General features: G+C 67.2%; 12 protein-coding genes. 11 read left to right on the forward strand and 1 reads right to left on the reverse strand.

Annotated elements, in window-relative coordinates:
• Positions 1–159 precede the first annotated feature (159 nt).
• The 5 genes from rpsF (at position 160) to zipA (ending at position 6,459) form a co-directional block, all read left to right on the forward strand.
• The gene (gene rpsF, locus AB9O74_RS17470) at positions 160–600 is read left to right on the forward strand and encodes a 30S ribosomal protein S6 (protein WP_019184348.1); all 441 of its coding nucleotides are present in this window, start codon (positions 160–162) and stop codon (positions 598–600) included.
• A gap of 11 nt (positions 601–611) precedes the next feature.
• A complete protein-coding gene (rpsR, locus tag AB9O74_RS17475; RefSeq protein ID WP_002804494.1) occupies positions 612–842 on the forward strand; it encodes a 30S ribosomal protein S18 in 231 nt (76 codons plus the stop codon).
• Between the two features lie 155 nt (positions 843–997).
• Positions 998–1,450, forward strand: coding sequence for a 50S ribosomal protein L9 (rplI, locus tag AB9O74_RS17480; protein WP_019184347.1), 453 nt, complete (start codon positions 998–1,000; stop codon positions 1,448–1,450).
• 720 nt (positions 1,451–2,170) lie between these two features.
• Entirely contained in the window at positions 2,171–5,674 is a 3,504-nt protein-coding gene (gene smc, locus AB9O74_RS17485; RefSeq protein ID WP_354273448.1) for a chromosome segregation protein SMC, read from the forward strand.
• A 47-nt stretch (positions 5,675–5,721) separates the two neighbouring features.
• On the forward strand, positions 5,722–6,459 hold the full coding sequence (gene zipA / locus AB9O74_RS17490) for a cell division protein ZipA (protein WP_179458572.1): 738 nt from the start codon (positions 5,722–5,724) through the stop codon (positions 6,457–6,459).
• Between the two features lie 91 nt (positions 6,460–6,550).
• Here zipA and AB9O74_RS17495 read toward each other — a convergent pair whose 3' ends face one another.
• Positions 6,551–7,672, reverse strand: coding sequence for a pyridoxal phosphate-dependent aminotransferase (locus AB9O74_RS17495; RefSeq protein WP_369350066.1), 1,122 nt, complete (start codon positions 7,670–7,672; stop codon positions 6,551–6,553).
• A 126-nt stretch (positions 7,673–7,798) separates the two neighbouring features.
• Between AB9O74_RS17495 and ligA the strand changes: the two genes are divergently transcribed.
• The 6 genes from ligA to gyrA all read left to right on the forward strand — a co-directional run bounded on the left by ligA (position 7,799) and on the right by gyrA (position 16,626).
• Complete coding sequence (ligA, locus tag AB9O74_RS17500; protein WP_369350067.1) at positions 7,799–10,261, forward strand: NAD-dependent DNA ligase LigA; 2,463 nt, start codon at positions 7,799–7,801, stop codon at positions 10,259–10,261.
• Positions 10,262–10,313: 52 nt separating this feature from the next.
• Positions 10,314–10,799, forward strand: coding sequence for an N-acetyltransferase family protein (locus tag AB9O74_RS17505; protein ID WP_369350068.1), 486 nt, complete (start codon positions 10,314–10,316; stop codon positions 10,797–10,799).
• Entirely contained in the window at positions 10,796–11,740 is a 945-nt protein-coding gene (gene epmA / locus AB9O74_RS17510; RefSeq protein ID WP_369350069.1) for an EF-P lysine aminoacylase EpmA, read from the forward strand. Before AB9O74_RS17505 ends, epmA begins: the two co-directional genes overlap by 4 nt.
• Positions 11,741–11,850: 110 nt before the next feature.
• Positions 11,851–12,573: a DUF3011 domain-containing protein gene (locus AB9O74_RS17515; RefSeq protein WP_346477669.1), complete on the forward strand. Its 723-nt coding sequence runs from the start codon at positions 11,851–11,853 to the stop codon at positions 12,571–12,573.
• Positions 12,574–12,616: 43 nt separating this feature from the next.
• Complete coding sequence (gene mtnA / locus AB9O74_RS17520; protein WP_369350070.1) at positions 12,617–13,678, forward strand: S-methyl-5-thioribose-1-phosphate isomerase; 1,062 nt, start codon at positions 12,617–12,619, stop codon at positions 13,676–13,678.
• Positions 13,679–13,926: 248 nt separating this feature from the next.
• Complete coding sequence (gyrA, locus tag AB9O74_RS17525; RefSeq protein ID WP_346490330.1) at positions 13,927–16,626, forward strand: DNA gyrase subunit A; 2,700 nt, start codon at positions 13,927–13,929, stop codon at positions 16,624–16,626.
• Positions 16,627–16,642: the final 16 nt, after the last annotated feature.

A 16,642-nucleotide genomic window follows, 5' to 3' on the forward strand; every position in this document is an offset into this window, starting at 1 on the left:
GCGCCGGGCCTGTTGCGCCCGCCCGGCTTGCCTGTAACCCCTTCTGCTGCCACAATGCGCGGCTTCCTGCCTGATTCCGGGCAGGACCCTTGCCCCACCGCGTTCACCTGCGGGGGGCTGTCCGGCCCTCAAAGGGCCACATCCGAAAGGTAAAAACACATGAGTCGTCATTACGAAGTCGTGTTCCTGGTCCATCCGGACCAGAGCGAACAGGTCCCGGCCATGATCGAGCGCTACAAGGCGCTGGTCGAGAACGGCAACGGCACCATCCACCGTCTGGAAGATTGGGGCCGTCGTCAGCTGGCTTACCCGATCCAGAACCTGGTGAAGGCCCACTACGTCATGCTCAACATCGAGTGCGACCAGGCCGTGCTGAGCGAGCTGGTGGAAAGCTTCCGCTTCAACGACGCCGTGCTGCGCAACCTCGTCATCAAGCGTGACGAAGCTGACACCGAGCAGTCGCTGATCATGAAGAGCAAGGACGAGAAGGGTGACAAGCCCGAGCGTGGCGAGCGTCGTCGTCGTGATGACGAAGAAGGTGAAACCACCCCCGCCGCCGCTGACACCGATGCCGGCGAAGACGCCGCTTCGGCCGCTTAAGGAGCACTGACATGTCCAAGTTCTTCCGTCGTCGCAAGTTCTGCAAGTTCACGGCCGAAGGTGTCAAGGAGATCGATTACAAGGATCTCAACACCCTGCGCCAGTACCTCACCGAGAACGGCAAGATCGTGCCGAGCCGCGTGACCGGTACCAAGTCGAAGTACCAGCGCCAGCTGGCAACGGCCGTCAAGCGCGCCCGTTTCCTGGCCCTGATTCCGTACACCGACAACCACGACGTCTGATGAAGGCAGGCGGCCTTGCGGTCGCCGCTTTCGCGGATCTGGCCGCCCGCGCTGCATGGCGTCGGGCGGTTTCCAGGTCTGCCGTTCGGATATTCGGACAGCCATCCGCTGCGGGGCCTGAGCCTCGCTAACGAATACATATTTGGAGCTACACCATGAAGCTGATTCTTCTTCAGAAGGTCACCAACCTCGGCGGTCTGGGCGATCTGGTCGACGTGAAGCCGGGCTACGGCCGCAACTTCCTCGTCCCGACCGGCAAGGCCGTTCCGGCCACCGCGACCAACGTGGCTGAGTTCGAAGCCAAGCGCGCTGATTACGAAGCCAAGGCCCAGTCGATCCACGCTGACGCCGAAGCCCGCAAGGCGCAGCTGGAAGGCAAGAGCGTCACGATCGCTGCGAACGCTTCGACCGAAGGCAAGCTGTACGGTTCGGTCGGCCCGCGCGATATCGCCGAAGCCTTCACCGCTGCCGGCCTGCCGCTGGAAAAGAGCGAAGTGATCCTGGGCGAAGGCGCGTTCCGCAACGTGGGCGAGTACGAGGTGACCGTTCACCTGCACGCCGACGTCGAAACCACCGTCAAGGTGGTTGTGGAAGCCGAAAAGGCCTGATCCCTGCCGAAAGGCTGGAGTCACTGAAACGGGCGCCCGCGAGGGTGCCCGTTTTTGTTTGTGGCAACGGCAACGGCTTCGCGCCTTGGTTGCCGCGGTGGGAGGGCAGGGCAACCTCAGCGTTCCAGGGCGCGTGGGGTCTGCGCCATTGGGGTGATAGACGGCCGGCTTGGGTAGATCCACGCCATGCGTGGATGCTTTGGGTTCCAGGTACCGCCCCAGCCACGCATGGCGTGGCTTTACCCCCGTTCCGGCGCGTCGGCGATGGCGGGTCAGCTCGGCCAGCTCAGCCAGCTTGGGTCCGGTCCGGGCTGTTCCGCTTCGGCTGTTCGCCCGCACACCAGCCCTCTGTCTACGGGATGGCGTGGGTGGGGTGGCGGGACCGTAAGGCGCCATGGATGGCGCATTACGAGCCCCCATGGACGGGTTCACGGCGGGTCCCGCGACCCCACCCACGCCGTCCCGCCTCGGGTTACCCGAAAATGTGGCTTCGGCTTCGGCTTCGGCTTCGGCTTCCGCTTCGGCGTTGGCCCCAGCTCCAGCTGCCACCAGCTCCACCCCCCGCAGCCCGCTGAACACCCGCCCCGTTATACTCAGGCTATCGCGTCGCCCCCGGGGCCATTGAAACCCTGCAACATCAATGGCTTGAAGGGTAAATCCGCTCCGTAATCCACCATGGTGGGGGTCGCTTCAGGCCTTCGCCCGGAAAACCATCACGCCATGCGTCTGTCCACGATCAAGCTGTCCGGATTCAAATCCTTCGTCGATCCGACCACGCTGCACCTGCCGACCAACATGACCGGCGTGGTGGGCCCCAATGGCTGTGGCAAATCGAACATCATCGACGCCGTGCGCTGGGTCATGGGCGAAAGCTCCGCCAGCCGCCTGCGCGGCGACTCGCTGACCGACGTCATCTTCTCCGGCTCCTCCGCCCGCAAGCCCGTCTCGCAGGCCGTCGTCGAACTGATCTTCGACAACACCGATCACACCATCACCGGCGAATACGCCTCGTTCAACGAGATCTCGGTCAAGCGCACCGTCAGCCGCGACGGCAGCAGCAACTACTACCTCAACGGCACCAAGTGCCGCCGGCGCGACATCACCGATCTGTTCCTGGGTACCGGCCTGGGGCCGCGCAGCTACTCGATCATCGAGCAGGGCATGATCAGCAAGATCATCGAGGCCCGCCCCGAAGACCTGCGTGTGTACCTCGAAGAAGCTGCCGGCATCTCCAAGTACAAAGAACGCCGCAAGGAAACCGAGACCCGCATCCGACATACCCGCGAGAACCTGGATCGTCTCGGCGACCTGCGCGAGGAAATCGGCAAGCAGCTCGAGCACCTCAAGCGCCAAGCGCGGCAGGCCGAGCAGTACCAGGCGCTGCAGGAAGAGCGCAAGGTCAAGGATGCCGAGTGGAAGGCGCTGGAATACCGCGGTCTGGACGGCCGCCTCGGCGGACTGCGCGAAGCGCTGTCGCGCGAAGAAACCCGCCTGCAGCAGCTGATCGCCGAGCAGCGCGATGCCGAGGCCCGGATCGAAACCAGCCGGCTGCGCCGCGAAGAAGCGTCCGATGCGCTCAACACCGCCCAGGCCGAGGTCTACCAGGTCGGCAGCACGCTGGCGCGCCTGGAGCAGCAGATCCAGCACCAGCGCGAAATGTCGCAGCGACTCAACAAGGCGCGCGATGAAGCACAGCAGGCGCTGGCCGATCTGGGTCAGCACATCAGCGGCGATGAGGCCAAGCTGATGGTGCTGCGCGAGGCGGTGGACGATGCCGAGCCGCGCCTGGAGCAGCTGCAGGAAGAAAACGAAATCAAGCAGGAAGCCCTGCGCGATGCCGAGGCCCGTCTGGCCGATTGGCAGCAGCGGTGGGAAAGCCATACCCGCAGCACCTCCGAGGCGTCGCGTGCCGGCGAAGTCGAACGCACCCGCGTGGATTATCTGGACCGCCAGGTGCTCGAGGCGGACCGTCGCCGCGAATCGCTGCAGGCCGAACGCGCCGGGCTGGACCTGGACGCGCTCGCCGAGGTGTTCGAGGAGCTGCATATCCAGCACGAGACCCAGAAAGCCTCGCTGGATGTGCTCAACGAGCAGGTCGAAGAACGAAAAATTGCCGTGGCCGGGCTGCAGGATCGCCAGCGCACCGGGCAGACCGAGCTGGCCGAGATCCGCAAGCAGGCCCAGGCCGCACGCGGCCGGCTGTCGTCGCTGGAAACCCTGCAGCAGGCCGCACTGGGCCAGGAGCAGGGCGCTGCCGTGGCGTGGCTGAAGGCACGCGGGCTGGATTCGGGCGCGCGCGTCGGCGAACGTCTGACCGTGGAAAGTGGCTGGGAAAACGCCGTGGAAAGCGCGCTCGGTCAGCTGATCGAAGGCGTGCTGGTCGATGCCCCCGAATCGCTGGTGGACGCGCTGGGCGAACTCGGCGAAGGCCGTATCGCGCTGGTCTCGGCCGAGCAGGACGCGCTGACCGTCGCGCCGACCTCGCTGGCCGCGAAAGTGCAGGGCCCGACCGCGATCCGCCGCCTGCTCGCGCGCCTGCATGCCGCCGAGGATCTCGAGGCGGCGCGTGCGCTGCAGGCAACGCTCGGCGAGGGCGATTCGGTCATCACCCGTGGCGGTGAGCGCCTGGGCGAGGGCTGGGTGCGGGTGTCGCGCTCCGGCGCGGCCAAGCAGGGCGCGCTGCTGCGTGAGCGCGAGATCGTCACCCTGCGCGAGCAGATTGAAACCCTGCAGGACCGCGAAGCGGCGCTGGAGCAGCAGTTGGCCGGCTTCCGCGACCAGTTGCTGGCCGGCGAGCAGCAGCGCGAGGACGCGCAGCGCCAGTTGTATCTGGCCCACCGCAGCGTCTCCGAGCTGGGTGGGCAGCTGCAGAGCCAGCAGGGCAAGGTGGAAGCCGCGCGCACCCGCATCGATCGCATCGAAGGCGAACTGGTGCAGCTGCTGGAAACGCTGGATGCCGGTCGTGAGCAGGTGCGCGAAGCACGCTCGCGCCTGGACGACGCGGTCACCAGCATGGGCGATCTGGAATCGGTCCGGGCCGCGCTGGAAGGCGAGCGGCGCCAGCTCACCGATGCTCGCGACCAGGCCCGCGACCAGGCGCGCAACGTGCGCGAGGCGGCGCATTCGCTGGCCTTGACCCTGGAATCGCAACGCGCGCAGATGGCCTCGCTCAGCCAGGCGCTGGAGCGCATGAGCACGCAGCGCGGGCAGCTGGATACCCGCCTGGGCGAACTGCATTCGCAGCTCGACGAAGGCGATTCCCCGGTCAAGACGCTGGAAGCCGAACACCAGAACGCACTGGGCGAGCGCGTGCGCGCCGACCGCGTGCTGGGTGAGGCCCGCACCCTGCTGGACGGCATCGATGCCGAACTGCGTACGTTCGAACAGACCCGCCACCAGCGCGACGAACAGGCGCTGGCGCAGCGCGAGCGGATTTCCCAGCGCAAGCTCGACCAGCAGGCGCTGGTGCTCAGTGCCGACCAGCTGTCGGCCTCGGTGGAGAAAGCCGGCTTCGTGCTGCAGGACGTGATCAATGGCCTCCCCGAGGATGCGCGCGTCACCGACTGGGAGCAGGCCGTGCACCAGATCGATGGCCGCATGCGCCGCCTGGAGCCGGTCAACCTGGCCGCCATCCAGGAATACGGCGAGGCCTCGCAGCGTTCGGAGTATCTGGACGCGCAGAACACCGACCTCACCACCGCGCTGGAAACGCTGGAAGACGCGATCCGCAAGATCGACCGCGAGACCCGCGGCCGCTTCAAGGACACCTTCGATCGCGTCAACGCCGGCGTGCAGCAGCTGTATCCGCGCCTGTTCGGTGGCGGCCACGCGTACCTGGAACTGACAGGTGAAGACCTGCTCGACACCGGTGTTGCGATCATGGCGCGGCCGCCGGGCAAGCGGGTTTCGAGCATCTCGCTGCTGTCCGGTGGCGAGAAGGCGATGACCGCGGTGGCGCTGGTGTTTGCGATCTTCCAGCTCAACCCGGCCCCGTTCTGCCTGCTGGACGAGGTGGACGCGCCGTTGGACGAAGCCAACGTCGGCCGCCTGGCCAACATGGTCAAGGAAATGAGCGAGAAGGTTCAGTTCCTGTTTGTGAGCCACAACAAGGCCACGATGGAAGCTGCGCACCAGCTGTCCGGCGTGACCATGCGCGAACCGGGCGTCAGCCGACTGGTCAGTGTCGACCTGGAGGAAGCCGCACGATTGGCGGGCGCGGCGTGACGTGCCATCCTTAAGTACCTGAATGATTTAGCCGGAGAACCTCCCGAATGTCCGACATGGCACTGCTCCGCATCGGCATCCTGGCCGCCGGCCTGCTGTTGATCGCTGCGATCTTCCTGTTTGGCCGTCCGAAAAAGAAAGTGCAGGGCCGCCGCGTCGAGGGTGCCGAAGGCGCCAACGGCCAGCGCCGCGAACCCGTGCTGGGCGACGGCGAAAGCCCGGCCGACGGCGCTGCGCCCGTGGTGGGTGAAGACGGCGTGACCCAGCCCGAACTCGGCCTGCCCGAGGTGGATGCCGGTCCGGCCAGCGACCTGGGCAAGCGCACCACCCAGGATTTCGACAAGATCGTCTCGCTGTTCGTTGCCGCCCGCGCGGGTGAGCAGCTGCGGGGCGAAGACATCGTGGTCGCGGCCGAAAAGACCGGCCTGGTGTTCGGCCACATGAATGTCTTCCACCGCCTGGTCGAAGGCCACCCCGAGCGCGGCCCGATCTTCTCGATGGCCAGCATCATGAAGCCGGGCAGTTTCGACATGGCCAACATCCGCGAGATGGAAACGCCGGCGATCGCCTTCTTCCTGACCTTGCCGGCGCCGCTGACCGCGCTGGATGCCTGGGAGAAGATGCTGCCGACCGTGCAGCGCATGGGCGAGCTGCTCGATGGCGTGGTGCTCGATGACAGCCGCAACGCCCTGGGCCGCCAGCGCATCGCGCACATCCGCGATGAGCTGCGCGCCTACGACCGCCAGCACCAGGCCCCGCCGCTGACCAAAGCCCCGCGTTGGTGAACCCAGCGCGGCTTGGCGGGGACGTGGAGCAGCACCGGTAGGTATCGACCGTTGGTCGATACGCACACCGGCCGACACGCAACGGTCGGGCCTAGCCGTTTTCGCTGACCACCGCCTCGAACGTCTCACGGAACCGCGCCATCTCGGCCTCGGTCCCCACTGTCACCCGCACCCGCTGCGACCAGATCGGCCAGCTTCGGCCGATCACCACGCCGCGCGCGGCCATGGCAGCGGAGAACGCGGCGCCGTCGCGCTGCACGTCGACCACGAAACAGTTCGCCTCCGAAGGCACGCACGCAAAGCCGCGCTGGCCCAGCCAGCGGACGGTGTTCTGCCGCACCAGCGCATTGTCCGCCTTGCGCTGCGCGACCAGCCCGGGCTCGCGCAGGCTCGCCAGCCCTGCCGCCATCGCGGTCACCGGCAGCGGGTTGTCGCCCAGGCTGGCCAGTTCCTTCAAGCGGTCCGGATGCGCCGCGGCCACGCCCAGGCGCAGGCCGGCCATGCCGTAGAGCTTGGAGAAGGTGCGCAGCACGATCACATCGTCGCGCTGCATCACCTGGCCGATCACCGAGCGCTGCTCGCTGTACTGCAGGTAGGCCTCATCCACCAGCACCCGGGTCTTCGCCGGCTTGTGGGCGAGCAGCCAGGTGATGTCGGCCGCCGGAGTGATCGAGCCGGTGGGATTGTTGGGGTTGCACAGGTACAGCAGGCCGGCATCGACCTTCGCGGCTGCCGCCGCCATCGCCTGCACGTCGTGTGCACCATCGGCGCGCAACGGAACCTTGGCCACGGTCGCGCCCCGCGCGGCGGCGAGATCGCCCAGTGCCTCGAAGGTGGGATCGGCAACGACCAGCCCCGCAGCGGGCGAGGTCCACAGCACCGCCGCCCGGTTCAGTGGCTCGCTCGAGCCCGGATACAGCCGCACGTGCTCCTTGCCGAGGCCTTCCTGCTGGGCGAACAGGTCGCGCAGTTCGCCGGCCAGGCCGAACAGATAGCGCCCGCTGCTGGCGACGATGTCGCGTGCCGCTGCCTGCGCGGCGGGCGATGGCCCGTACGGGCATTCGTTGAAGTTGAGCAGCACCGGTCCGCCGGCGTGCGGAAGGGCGCGCGCAGGTGCGGCCGACGTGGGCACCATGCCGAGGCCGGACAACGCCAGGCCGGTACCGGCCAGCTGCAGGAAGGAGCGACGGGACGCGGCGAGGGCAGGGGTCACGGGACACCGGAAACGAGGGGTTCGGCGCACGCTAGCGCCCCTGCGGAGCGGCGGCAAGCGTTCTTCACCGCGCGCAGGCGCGGGGGGAGGGGTAAAATTGAATGCCCCACCAGGATTGCATTCCGCATGACCCCCAGTCCCGCCGCACGTGCCGACGTCCTGCGCCGCCAGATCGAGGATGCCGGCAAGGCATACCACGAGCGCGACGAGCAGCTGATCCCCGACGTCGAGTACGACCTGCTGGTGCGTGAGCTGGAAGCGATCGAGCAGGCGCACCCGGAACTCGCCCGCGCCGATTCTCCGACCCGGCAGGTCGGTGGCAAGGCGTCCTCGCGCTTCGCCGAGGTCCGCCATGCGGTGCCGATGCTGTCGCTGGGCAACGCCTTCAACGATGAGGAAGTGCAGGATTTCGTGCGCCGCATCGGCGAGCGCCTGCGCCGCAGCACGCTGTATTTCTCCGCCGAACCCAAGCTCGATGGCCTGGCGATCAGCCTGCGCTACGAGAACGGCCGGTTCGTGCAGGGCGCGACGCGGGGCGATGGCGCCACCGGCGAAGACGTCAGTGCGAACCTGCGCCAGATCGCCGTGATCCCGCAGACCTTGAAAGGCGCCGGTTGGCCCGACGTGCTGGAAGTGCGTGGCGAGGTCTACATGGCCCGTGCCGATTTCGAGGCCTACAACGCCGATGCACGCCTGCATGACGGCAAGGTGCTGGCCAATCCGCGCAACGCCGCTGCCGGGTCGCTGCGCCAGCTTGATCCGAAGATGAGCGCCAAGCGGAAGCTCAGTTTCTACGCCTATGGCATCGGCCAGGTCGACGGCGGTGAACTGCCGGCCACGCATTCGGCCACGCTGGCCCAGCTGCGCGAGTGGGGCTTCCCGGTCAGCGATCTGTGCCAGGTGGTGGAAGGCGCGGAGGGACTGCTTGCCTATTACCGTGACATCGGTGAGCGCCGCGATGGGTTGGCGTTCGATATCGACGGCGTGGTCTACAAGCTCGACGATCGCGCCGGCCAGGAACAGATGGGCTTCGTCGCCCGTGCGCCGCGCTGGGCGATCGCGCACAAGTTCCCGGCGCAGGAACAGACCACCACGGTGGAGGCGATTGAAATCCAGATCGGGCGCACCGGCGCGGCGACGCCGGTCGCGCGCCTGGCGCCGGTCGCGGTGGCGGGGGTGATCGTCTCCAACGCGACGCTGCACAATGCCGACCAGATCGCGCGCCTGGATGTCCGCGTGGGTGACACGGTGATCGTGCGTCGCGCCGGCGATGTGATCCCCGAAGTGGTCAGCGTGATCGCCGACCGCCGCCCCGCCGGGACCCGGCCGTGGCAGATGCCGTCGCAGTGCCCGGTATGCGGCTCGGAGATCGTCCGCGAGGAAGGCGAGGCGGCCTGGCGCTGCTCGGGTGAGCTGAGCTGCCCGGCGCAGCGCAAGGAAGCCATCGCGCACTTTGCCTCGCGTCGCGCGATGGATATCGATGGCCTGGGCGGCAAATACATCGAGACGCTGGTCGACGCCGGCATCGTGCGCGGTGTGGCCGATCTGTATCGTCTGCAGCGCGACCAGCTGCTGCAGCTCAAGCTGGTGCTGGATGCCGAGTCGCCCGAGGCGCTGGCCAGCCAGGTCGGCCTGCACCTGCCGCCGGAAGGCAGTGGCGAATACCTCCGCAGCCTGCTCAAGCTGGACGGCAGCGACGAGGCGTGGCGCGCGCAGGCGCTGGCGATGCCGGCCACGTTCACCTGGAACACGAAGAAGATCGCGACCAAGTGGGCCGACAACCTGATCGCCGCGATCGATGCCAGCCGCACCACCACGCTGGAACGCCTGCTGTTCGCGCTGGGCATCGAGCACGTCGGCGAGAGCACCGCCAAGGCCCTGGCGACCTGGTTCGGTGATCTCGAGCTGATCCGCCATCTGCCGTGGCCGTTGTTCAAGCGCGTGCCGGACATCGGCGGCGAAGTTGCGCGCTCGCTCGGCCACTTCTTCGAGCAGGCCGGCAACCAGGAGGCGATCGATGCGCTGCTGCAGGTCGGTCAGGTGCGCATCAGCGATGTGCATCCGCCGATCGCCAAGCTGCGCGAGGGGCTGGATTTCGCGCAGCTGCTGGTCGAAGCCGAGATTCCGGGCATAACCCGCCTGCGCGCCGAGAAGCTGGTCGCCATGCTGCCGGATGCGGCCTCGGTGCTGGATGCCGAGCCGGTGCGTTTCGTGGCGGCCGGATTGCCCAACGAGGTGGCGCTCGGCCTGGCTGACTGGTTGGACAGCGACGGTCATGGCCCGATGCTGCTCAAGGCCGAGGACTACCGCCGGAAGCTGCTGGCCCTGGCGCCGGAACAGGCCGAGCAGGCCGCGGGCCCGCTGGAGGGTCAGACCGCCGTGCTGACCGGCACGCTGGCGCAGATGAATCGCGATGAGGCCAAGGCACGGCTGGAAGCGCTGGGCGCCAAGGTGGCCGGCAGTGTGTCGAAGAAGACCTCCTTCGTGGTCGCCGGTGCCGAGGCGGGCTCCAAACTGACCAAGGCGCAGGAACTGGGCGTGCCGATCTGGGACGAAGACCAGCTGGTGGCCTTCCTCGCGCAGCACTGAATCTGTCGCGGGGCCGTCGTGCCCCGCGATCCGTCCTTCAAAGAGAACCCGCATGCATACCGTCCCCCTCGATTTCCGCCTGGCCACCGTGGCCGACACCGAGCTGCTGATCGGGCTGATGCGTGATTTCTACGCGGAAGACAAACTCGATTTCGACGACACCCGCGTGCGCAGGGCCCTGGCGTCGCTGCTGGAAGATCCGCGCAACGGCGAAGTGCTGTTGTGGCTGGATGAGGCGGGCAGCGTGGTCGGCTACGGCGCGCTGGCGATGGGCTTCAGCCTGGAGCAGGGCGGCCACTTCGCGCTGCTGGACGAGCTGTACCTGAGCCATGCCGCACGCGGCCGCGGCCGCGGCAAGCAGGCGCTGGCCATCCTGGAACAGCGTGCCAACGCACGCGGCGTGGAGCGCATGCGGCTGGAAGTGAACCACCACAACGAACTCGCGCGCCGGTTGTACCTTGCGACCGGGTATGTCGATGACACCCGCGACCTGCTGACCCTGCCGCTTGCGCAGCGCCTGAAGGACGCGCGCGCATGATCGCTGCGCTGCGCCAGCGTGCCGCGCTCAACGCGCTGATCCGCAGCTTCTTCGCCGCGCGTGACGTACTGGAGGTGGAGACGCCGATCCTGTCCGCCGCTGGCAACACCGAGCCGAACATCGACAGCTTCCATACCCGTTTCAGCGGGCATGTCGATGCAGGCACGCCGCAGCGGTGGCTGCGCACTTCGCCGGAGTTCCCGCTCAAGCGGCTGCTCGCCGCGGGGGTGGGCGACTGCTACGAACTGGGCCGCGTGTTCCGCAACGGCGAGGCCGGTGGTCGCCACAATCCCGAGTTCACCATGCTGGAGTGGTATCGGGTGGGCTGGAACCATCACCGTCTGATCGACGAGACCGCCACCCTGGTACGCGACGCACTCCGGCTGGTCCAGCGCGAGGCCACGCTGCAGGTGATCGATTACCGTGCGCTCTACCAGCAGCATGTCGGGCTGGACCCGTTCGAGGCGACGCTGGAACAGCTGCAGGCGCCGTTGTCCGCCGTGCACATCGCCGCCGAGGGATTGACCCGCGATGACTGGCTCGATCTGCTGATGACCCACTGCATCCAGCCGCACTTCCGTGACGACACGATGACGGTGGTCCATGACTGGCCGGCGACCCAGGCGGCGTTGGCGAGGATCCGGCCGGGCACGCCGCCGCTGGCGGAGCGCTTCGAGCTCTACCTGGGCAGCGTGGAGCTGGCCAACGGCTATCACGAGCTGAACGATGCGGCTGAACAACGTGCCCGCTTCGAGCGCGACCATGCGATCCGCACGGCACGTGGCGATGTACTGCCGTCGCTGGATGAACACCTGCTGGCAGCCCTGCCGGCACTGCCCGATTGCGCGGGCGTCGCGGTCGGCGTGGATCGCCTGTTGATGGCGATGAACCGCACCGGCCGGATCGCCGATGTGCTGGCCTTCGATTTCGCCCGGGCCTGAGGTGTATTTGACGCATCCGCGTCTTGCACGGGGTGCATGATGATGCTCTGATCACACGGGATGTCCGAAGGTGGTCATGTGATCGTTCAGGCGTGGCGGGGATCGTGTTGATGAAGCTGTTGGTAGGCGCGGGCATGCCCCTGTGGCCGGTGTTGCTGTGGACTGCGCTGATGCCCGAAACGGCCTTGGCGCAGGCGGGCGGGTATGCCGGCCAGGTCGTGCGTTGCGAATCCCGTGACATGGAGTGGGTGCATTGCGATGTGCCGACCGAAGGTGGCGTGGATCTGATCCGCCAGCTGTCCGACAACAGCTGCGTGCGTGGCTCGGAGTGGGGCACTGACCGCTCCGGCGTGTGGGTCACCCTGGGCTGCCGTGCCGAGTTCCGCGCGCGGACCGCGGCCGCCGCGCCGCGCGCCGATGGCGAACGCCGCACCCGCCGCGTGGTCCGCTGCGAATCCAATGGCCGTCCGCAGAACTGTCCGGTCGTGCTGCAGGGGGCGCCGGTCCGCCTGCTTCGCCAGCTCACCTCGTTGCCCTGCCGCGAAGGCCACAGCTGGGGCTACCGCCGCAACGAAATCTGGGTGACCCGTGGCTGCCAGGGCGAATTCGAAGTCGGCGCCGCCGATGGCACTGGCTTCCTCAACGTGCCGCGCATCCTCGTCTGTGAATCCAAGTCGCGCCAGCGACGCTTCTGCGGAGCAGGCATCACCCACGGCGTCACCCTCAACAAGCAGCTGTCCGGCACCCCGTGCGAGCAGGGCAGCAGCTGGGGCTGGGACAGCCGCGGCGTGTGGGTGGACAAGGGCTGCCGCGCCGAATTCGCGGTCAACTGAGCGCCCGATTCCGCGTGCAACGGTGCGCCGTTACAATGGCCGCATGAACGCATCCACCGACATCGATTACGCCCGCTACGACCATATCCGCCCGATCCTGTGGACCGGCGAGAGCCTGCAGCTGCTCGACCAGCGCAAACTGCCGTTCATCGTCGAGCACGTGGAGTGCCGCAACAGCGACGCGGTCGCCGAGGCCATTCACGCGCTGACCGTGCGCGGCGCGCCCGCCATCGGCATCGCCGCCGCCTGGGGCGTGGTGCTGGCGGCCAACGAGGTCCAGGCCGATGACGGTGCGCAGGCCCTGCTGAAGCTCGAACCGGCCCTGCAGCGGCTCAACGCCTCGCGCCCGACCGCGGTGAACCTGGCCTGGGCGCTGGCCCGGATGCGCCGCGCGCTGGCCCCGGCCGGTGGCGACTGGCGCCAGGTGCTGGCCGCCGAGGCCCAGGCCATCGCCGAAGAAGACCTTGCCGCCAACCGCCACATGGGCGCACTGGGCGCCGGCCTGATCGACGCAGGGAGTGGGGTGCTCACGCATTGCAACACCGGCTCGCTGGCCACCGCCGGTTTCGGTACCGCGCTGGGCGTGATCCGCGCGGGCATGGCCCAGCACCGTATCGCGCGCGTGTTCGCCGGCGAGACCCGGCCGTGGCTGCAGGGCGCGCGCCTGACCGTCTGGGAGCTGCAGCAGGACGGCATCGACGCCACCCTGATCGCCGACTCGGCGGCCTCGCACCTGATGAAGACCGGGGCGGTGCAGTGGGTCATCGTCGGTGCGGATCGCATCTGCGCCAACGGCGATACCGCCAACAAGATCGGCACCTACCAGCTGGCCATCGCCGCCCGCCACCACGGGGTGAAGTTCATGGTCGTGGCGCCGTCCTCCACGGTGGACATGGACACCGCCGATGGCGAGCAGATCGAGATCGAACAGCGTGACCCGGGCGAGCTTTATGGCGTGGGCGGCACCCGCACCGTCGCCGAGGGCATCGCGGCCTGGAACCCGGTCTTCGACGTCACCCCGGGCAGCCTGATCGATGCCATCGTGACCGAGCGCGGGGTGATCCTGAACCCGACGGTGGCCAATATGCAGGCCGCCTTCGGCTGAGGACTGGCGCGTCGCGTGCCACGACGCGTGCCACGACCAATGGTCGTGGCCTACCCGGGGGTGCGTCGCGCGGGTCGCCTCCCGGCAACGCCCCCGTAAGTTCCTGATTCTTGCCGGTAAAACCCCCGTAAAAGCAGGCGGAGAACGGCCCGCTGTGGTAGAATCCAACGGTTAATCGAGATTCCGGCGCAACCGCCCCGAAAGGGCGGCCGCGACGGACTGGACCGCTACCAGACAACGGAACCCGAATGGCAGAAACCGCCAAGGAAATCATCCAGGTCAACCTGGAAGACGAGATGCGCAAGAGTTACCTCGATTACGCGATGAGCGTGATCGTGGGGCGCGCACTCCCGGATGCGCGCGATGGCCTCAAGCCGGTGCATCGCCGCGTGCTGTTCGCGATGAGTGAGTTGAACGCGCACAGCAACAAGCCTTACTTCAAGTCGGCCCGTATCGTCGGTGACGTCATCGGTAAGTACCATCCGCATGGCGATCAGTCGGTATACGACACGCTGGTGCGTCTGGCGCAGCCGTTCTCGCTGCGCTACATGCTGGTCGATGGCCAGGGTAACTTCGGCTCGGTCGACGGCGATTCCGCCGCTGCGATGCGATACACCGAAGCGCGCATGTCGCGGCTCACCCATGAGCTGATGGCGGACATCGACAAGGAAACCGTCGATTTCCAGCCGAACTACGACGAAAAGGAACTGGAGCCGACGGTCATGCCGACCCGGTTCCCGAACCTGCTGGTCAATGGTTCGGCCGGTATCGCGGTGGGCATGGCGACCAACATCCCGCCGCACAACCTGACCGAGTCGATCAACGCCTGCATCGCGCTGATCGACAACCCCGAGATCGACGTCGACGGCCTGATGGAGTACATCCCGGGTCCGGACTTCCCGACCGCGGGCATCATCAACGGCACCGCCGGCATCGTCGCCGGGTACCGGACCGGGCGTGGCCGTGTGCGCATCCGCGCCAAGGCCGAGGTCGAAGTGGCTGACAACGGTCGCGAATCGATCATCGTCACCGAAATCCCGTACCAGGTGAACAAGGCCCGGTTGATCGAGAAGATCGCCGAGCTGGTCAAGGAAAAGAAGCTCGAAGGCATCAGCGAACTGCGCGATGAGTCCGACAAGGACGGTATGCGCATCTTCATCGAGATCAAGCGTGGCGAGTCGGCGGAAGTTGTGTTGAACAACCTCTACCAGCAGACCCAGATGGAGTCGGTGTTCGGCATCAACATGGTGGCGCTGGTCGATGGCCGCCCGCAGTTGATGAACCTCAAGCAGATGCTCGAGGCCTTCGTGCGCCACCGCCGCGAAGTGGTCACCCGCCGCACCGTGTTCGAGCTGCGCAAGGCGCGTGCGCGTGCGCACGTGCTGGAAGGCCTGACCGTCGCGCTGGCCAACATCGACGAGATGATCGAACTGATCAAGACCTCGCCGAACCCCACCGAAGCGCGCGAACGCATGCTCGCCCGCCTGTGGGAGCCGGGCCTGGTCGGCTCGATGCTGGGCGCCGCCGGCGCCGAAGCCTCGCGTCCGGATGATCTGCCCAAGGGTGTGGGCCTGCTCGAGGGCGGCTACCAGCTGACCGAGATCCAGGCGACCCAGATCCTGGAAATGCGCCTGCACCGCCTGACCGGGCTGGAGCAGGACCGCCTGACCGACGAGTACAAGCAGCTGCTGGAAGTGATCGCCGGGCTGATCGAAATCCTGGAAGATCCCGACCGTCTGCTGCAGGTCATCCGCGAAGAGCTGATCAACGTGCGCACCGAGTTCGGCGACGACCGCCGTACCGAGATCCGCCACAGCGAAGAAGACCTGGACATCCTCGACCTGATCGCCCCGGAAGACGTGGTGGTCACCCTGTCGCACGCCGGCTATGCCAAGCGCCAGCCGGTCAGTGCCTACCGGGCCCAGCGCCGCGGTGGCCGTGGCCGCAGCGCGGCGTCGACCAAGGAAGAGGATTTCATCGAGCAGCTGTGGCTGGTCAACACGCACGATACGCTGCTGACCTTCACCAGCGCCGGCAAGGTGTTCTGGCTGCCGGTGCATCAACTGCCGGAAGCCGGGTCCAATGCCCGTGGCCGCCCGATCATCAACTGGATTCCGCTGGAAGCCGGTGAGCGGGTCCAGGCGGTACTGCCGGTACGCGAGTATGCCGAAGGCCAGTTCGTGTTCTTCGCCACCCGCAACGGTACCGTCAAGAAGACCCCGCTCAGCGAGTTCGCCTTCCGCCTGGCGCGTGGCAAGATCGCGATCAACCTCGATGAGGGCGATGCGCTGGTCGGCGTCGGCCTGACCGACGGTGAGCGCGACATCCTGCTGTTCGCCTCCAACGGCAAGACCGTGCGCTTCGGTGAGGACAAGGTCCGCTCGATGGGCCGTACCGCGACCGGCGTGCGCGGCATCAAGATGCCCAAGGGCGAGGAAGTGGTCAGCCTGATCGTGGCCGAGAGTGCCGGCGGCAGCGAAGACGAGAACGAGGATGAGAGCCTGGTCGACGAGACCGTGATCGACAGCGGCGATGCCGTGATCGAGAACGGGGCTGACGACGACAACGCGCTCTACATCCTGACCGCGACCGAGAACGGCTACGGCAAGCGCACTCCGCTGCCGGATTACCCGCGCAAGGGCCGTGGCACGCAGGGCGTGATCGGCATCCAGACCACCGAGCGCAACGGCAAGCTGGTGCGTGCGGTGCTGATGGGGCCGCGCGACGAAGTGCTGCTGATTTCCGACGGTGGCACCCTGGTGCGTACCCGTGGTTCGGAAATCTCGCGCGTCGGCCGCAACACCCAGGGCGTGACCCTGATCCGTCTGTCCAAGGAAGAGAAGCTCCAGGCGGTCGAACGCATGGATGCCTCGCTGGACGAGGGTGTGGAAGAAGAGGCACCGGCGGCCGTCGAGGCCAGCCCGGTGGTGGCACCGCCGGAGGCGTAAGCCACCCCGCGGGAGT

The sequence above is a fragment of the Stenotrophomonas sp. JAG2 genome, from assembly GCF_041080745.1.
GTDB classification, from domain to species: Bacteria; Pseudomonadota; Gammaproteobacteria; order Xanthomonadales; family Xanthomonadaceae; genus Stenotrophomonas; species Stenotrophomonas maltophilia_AA.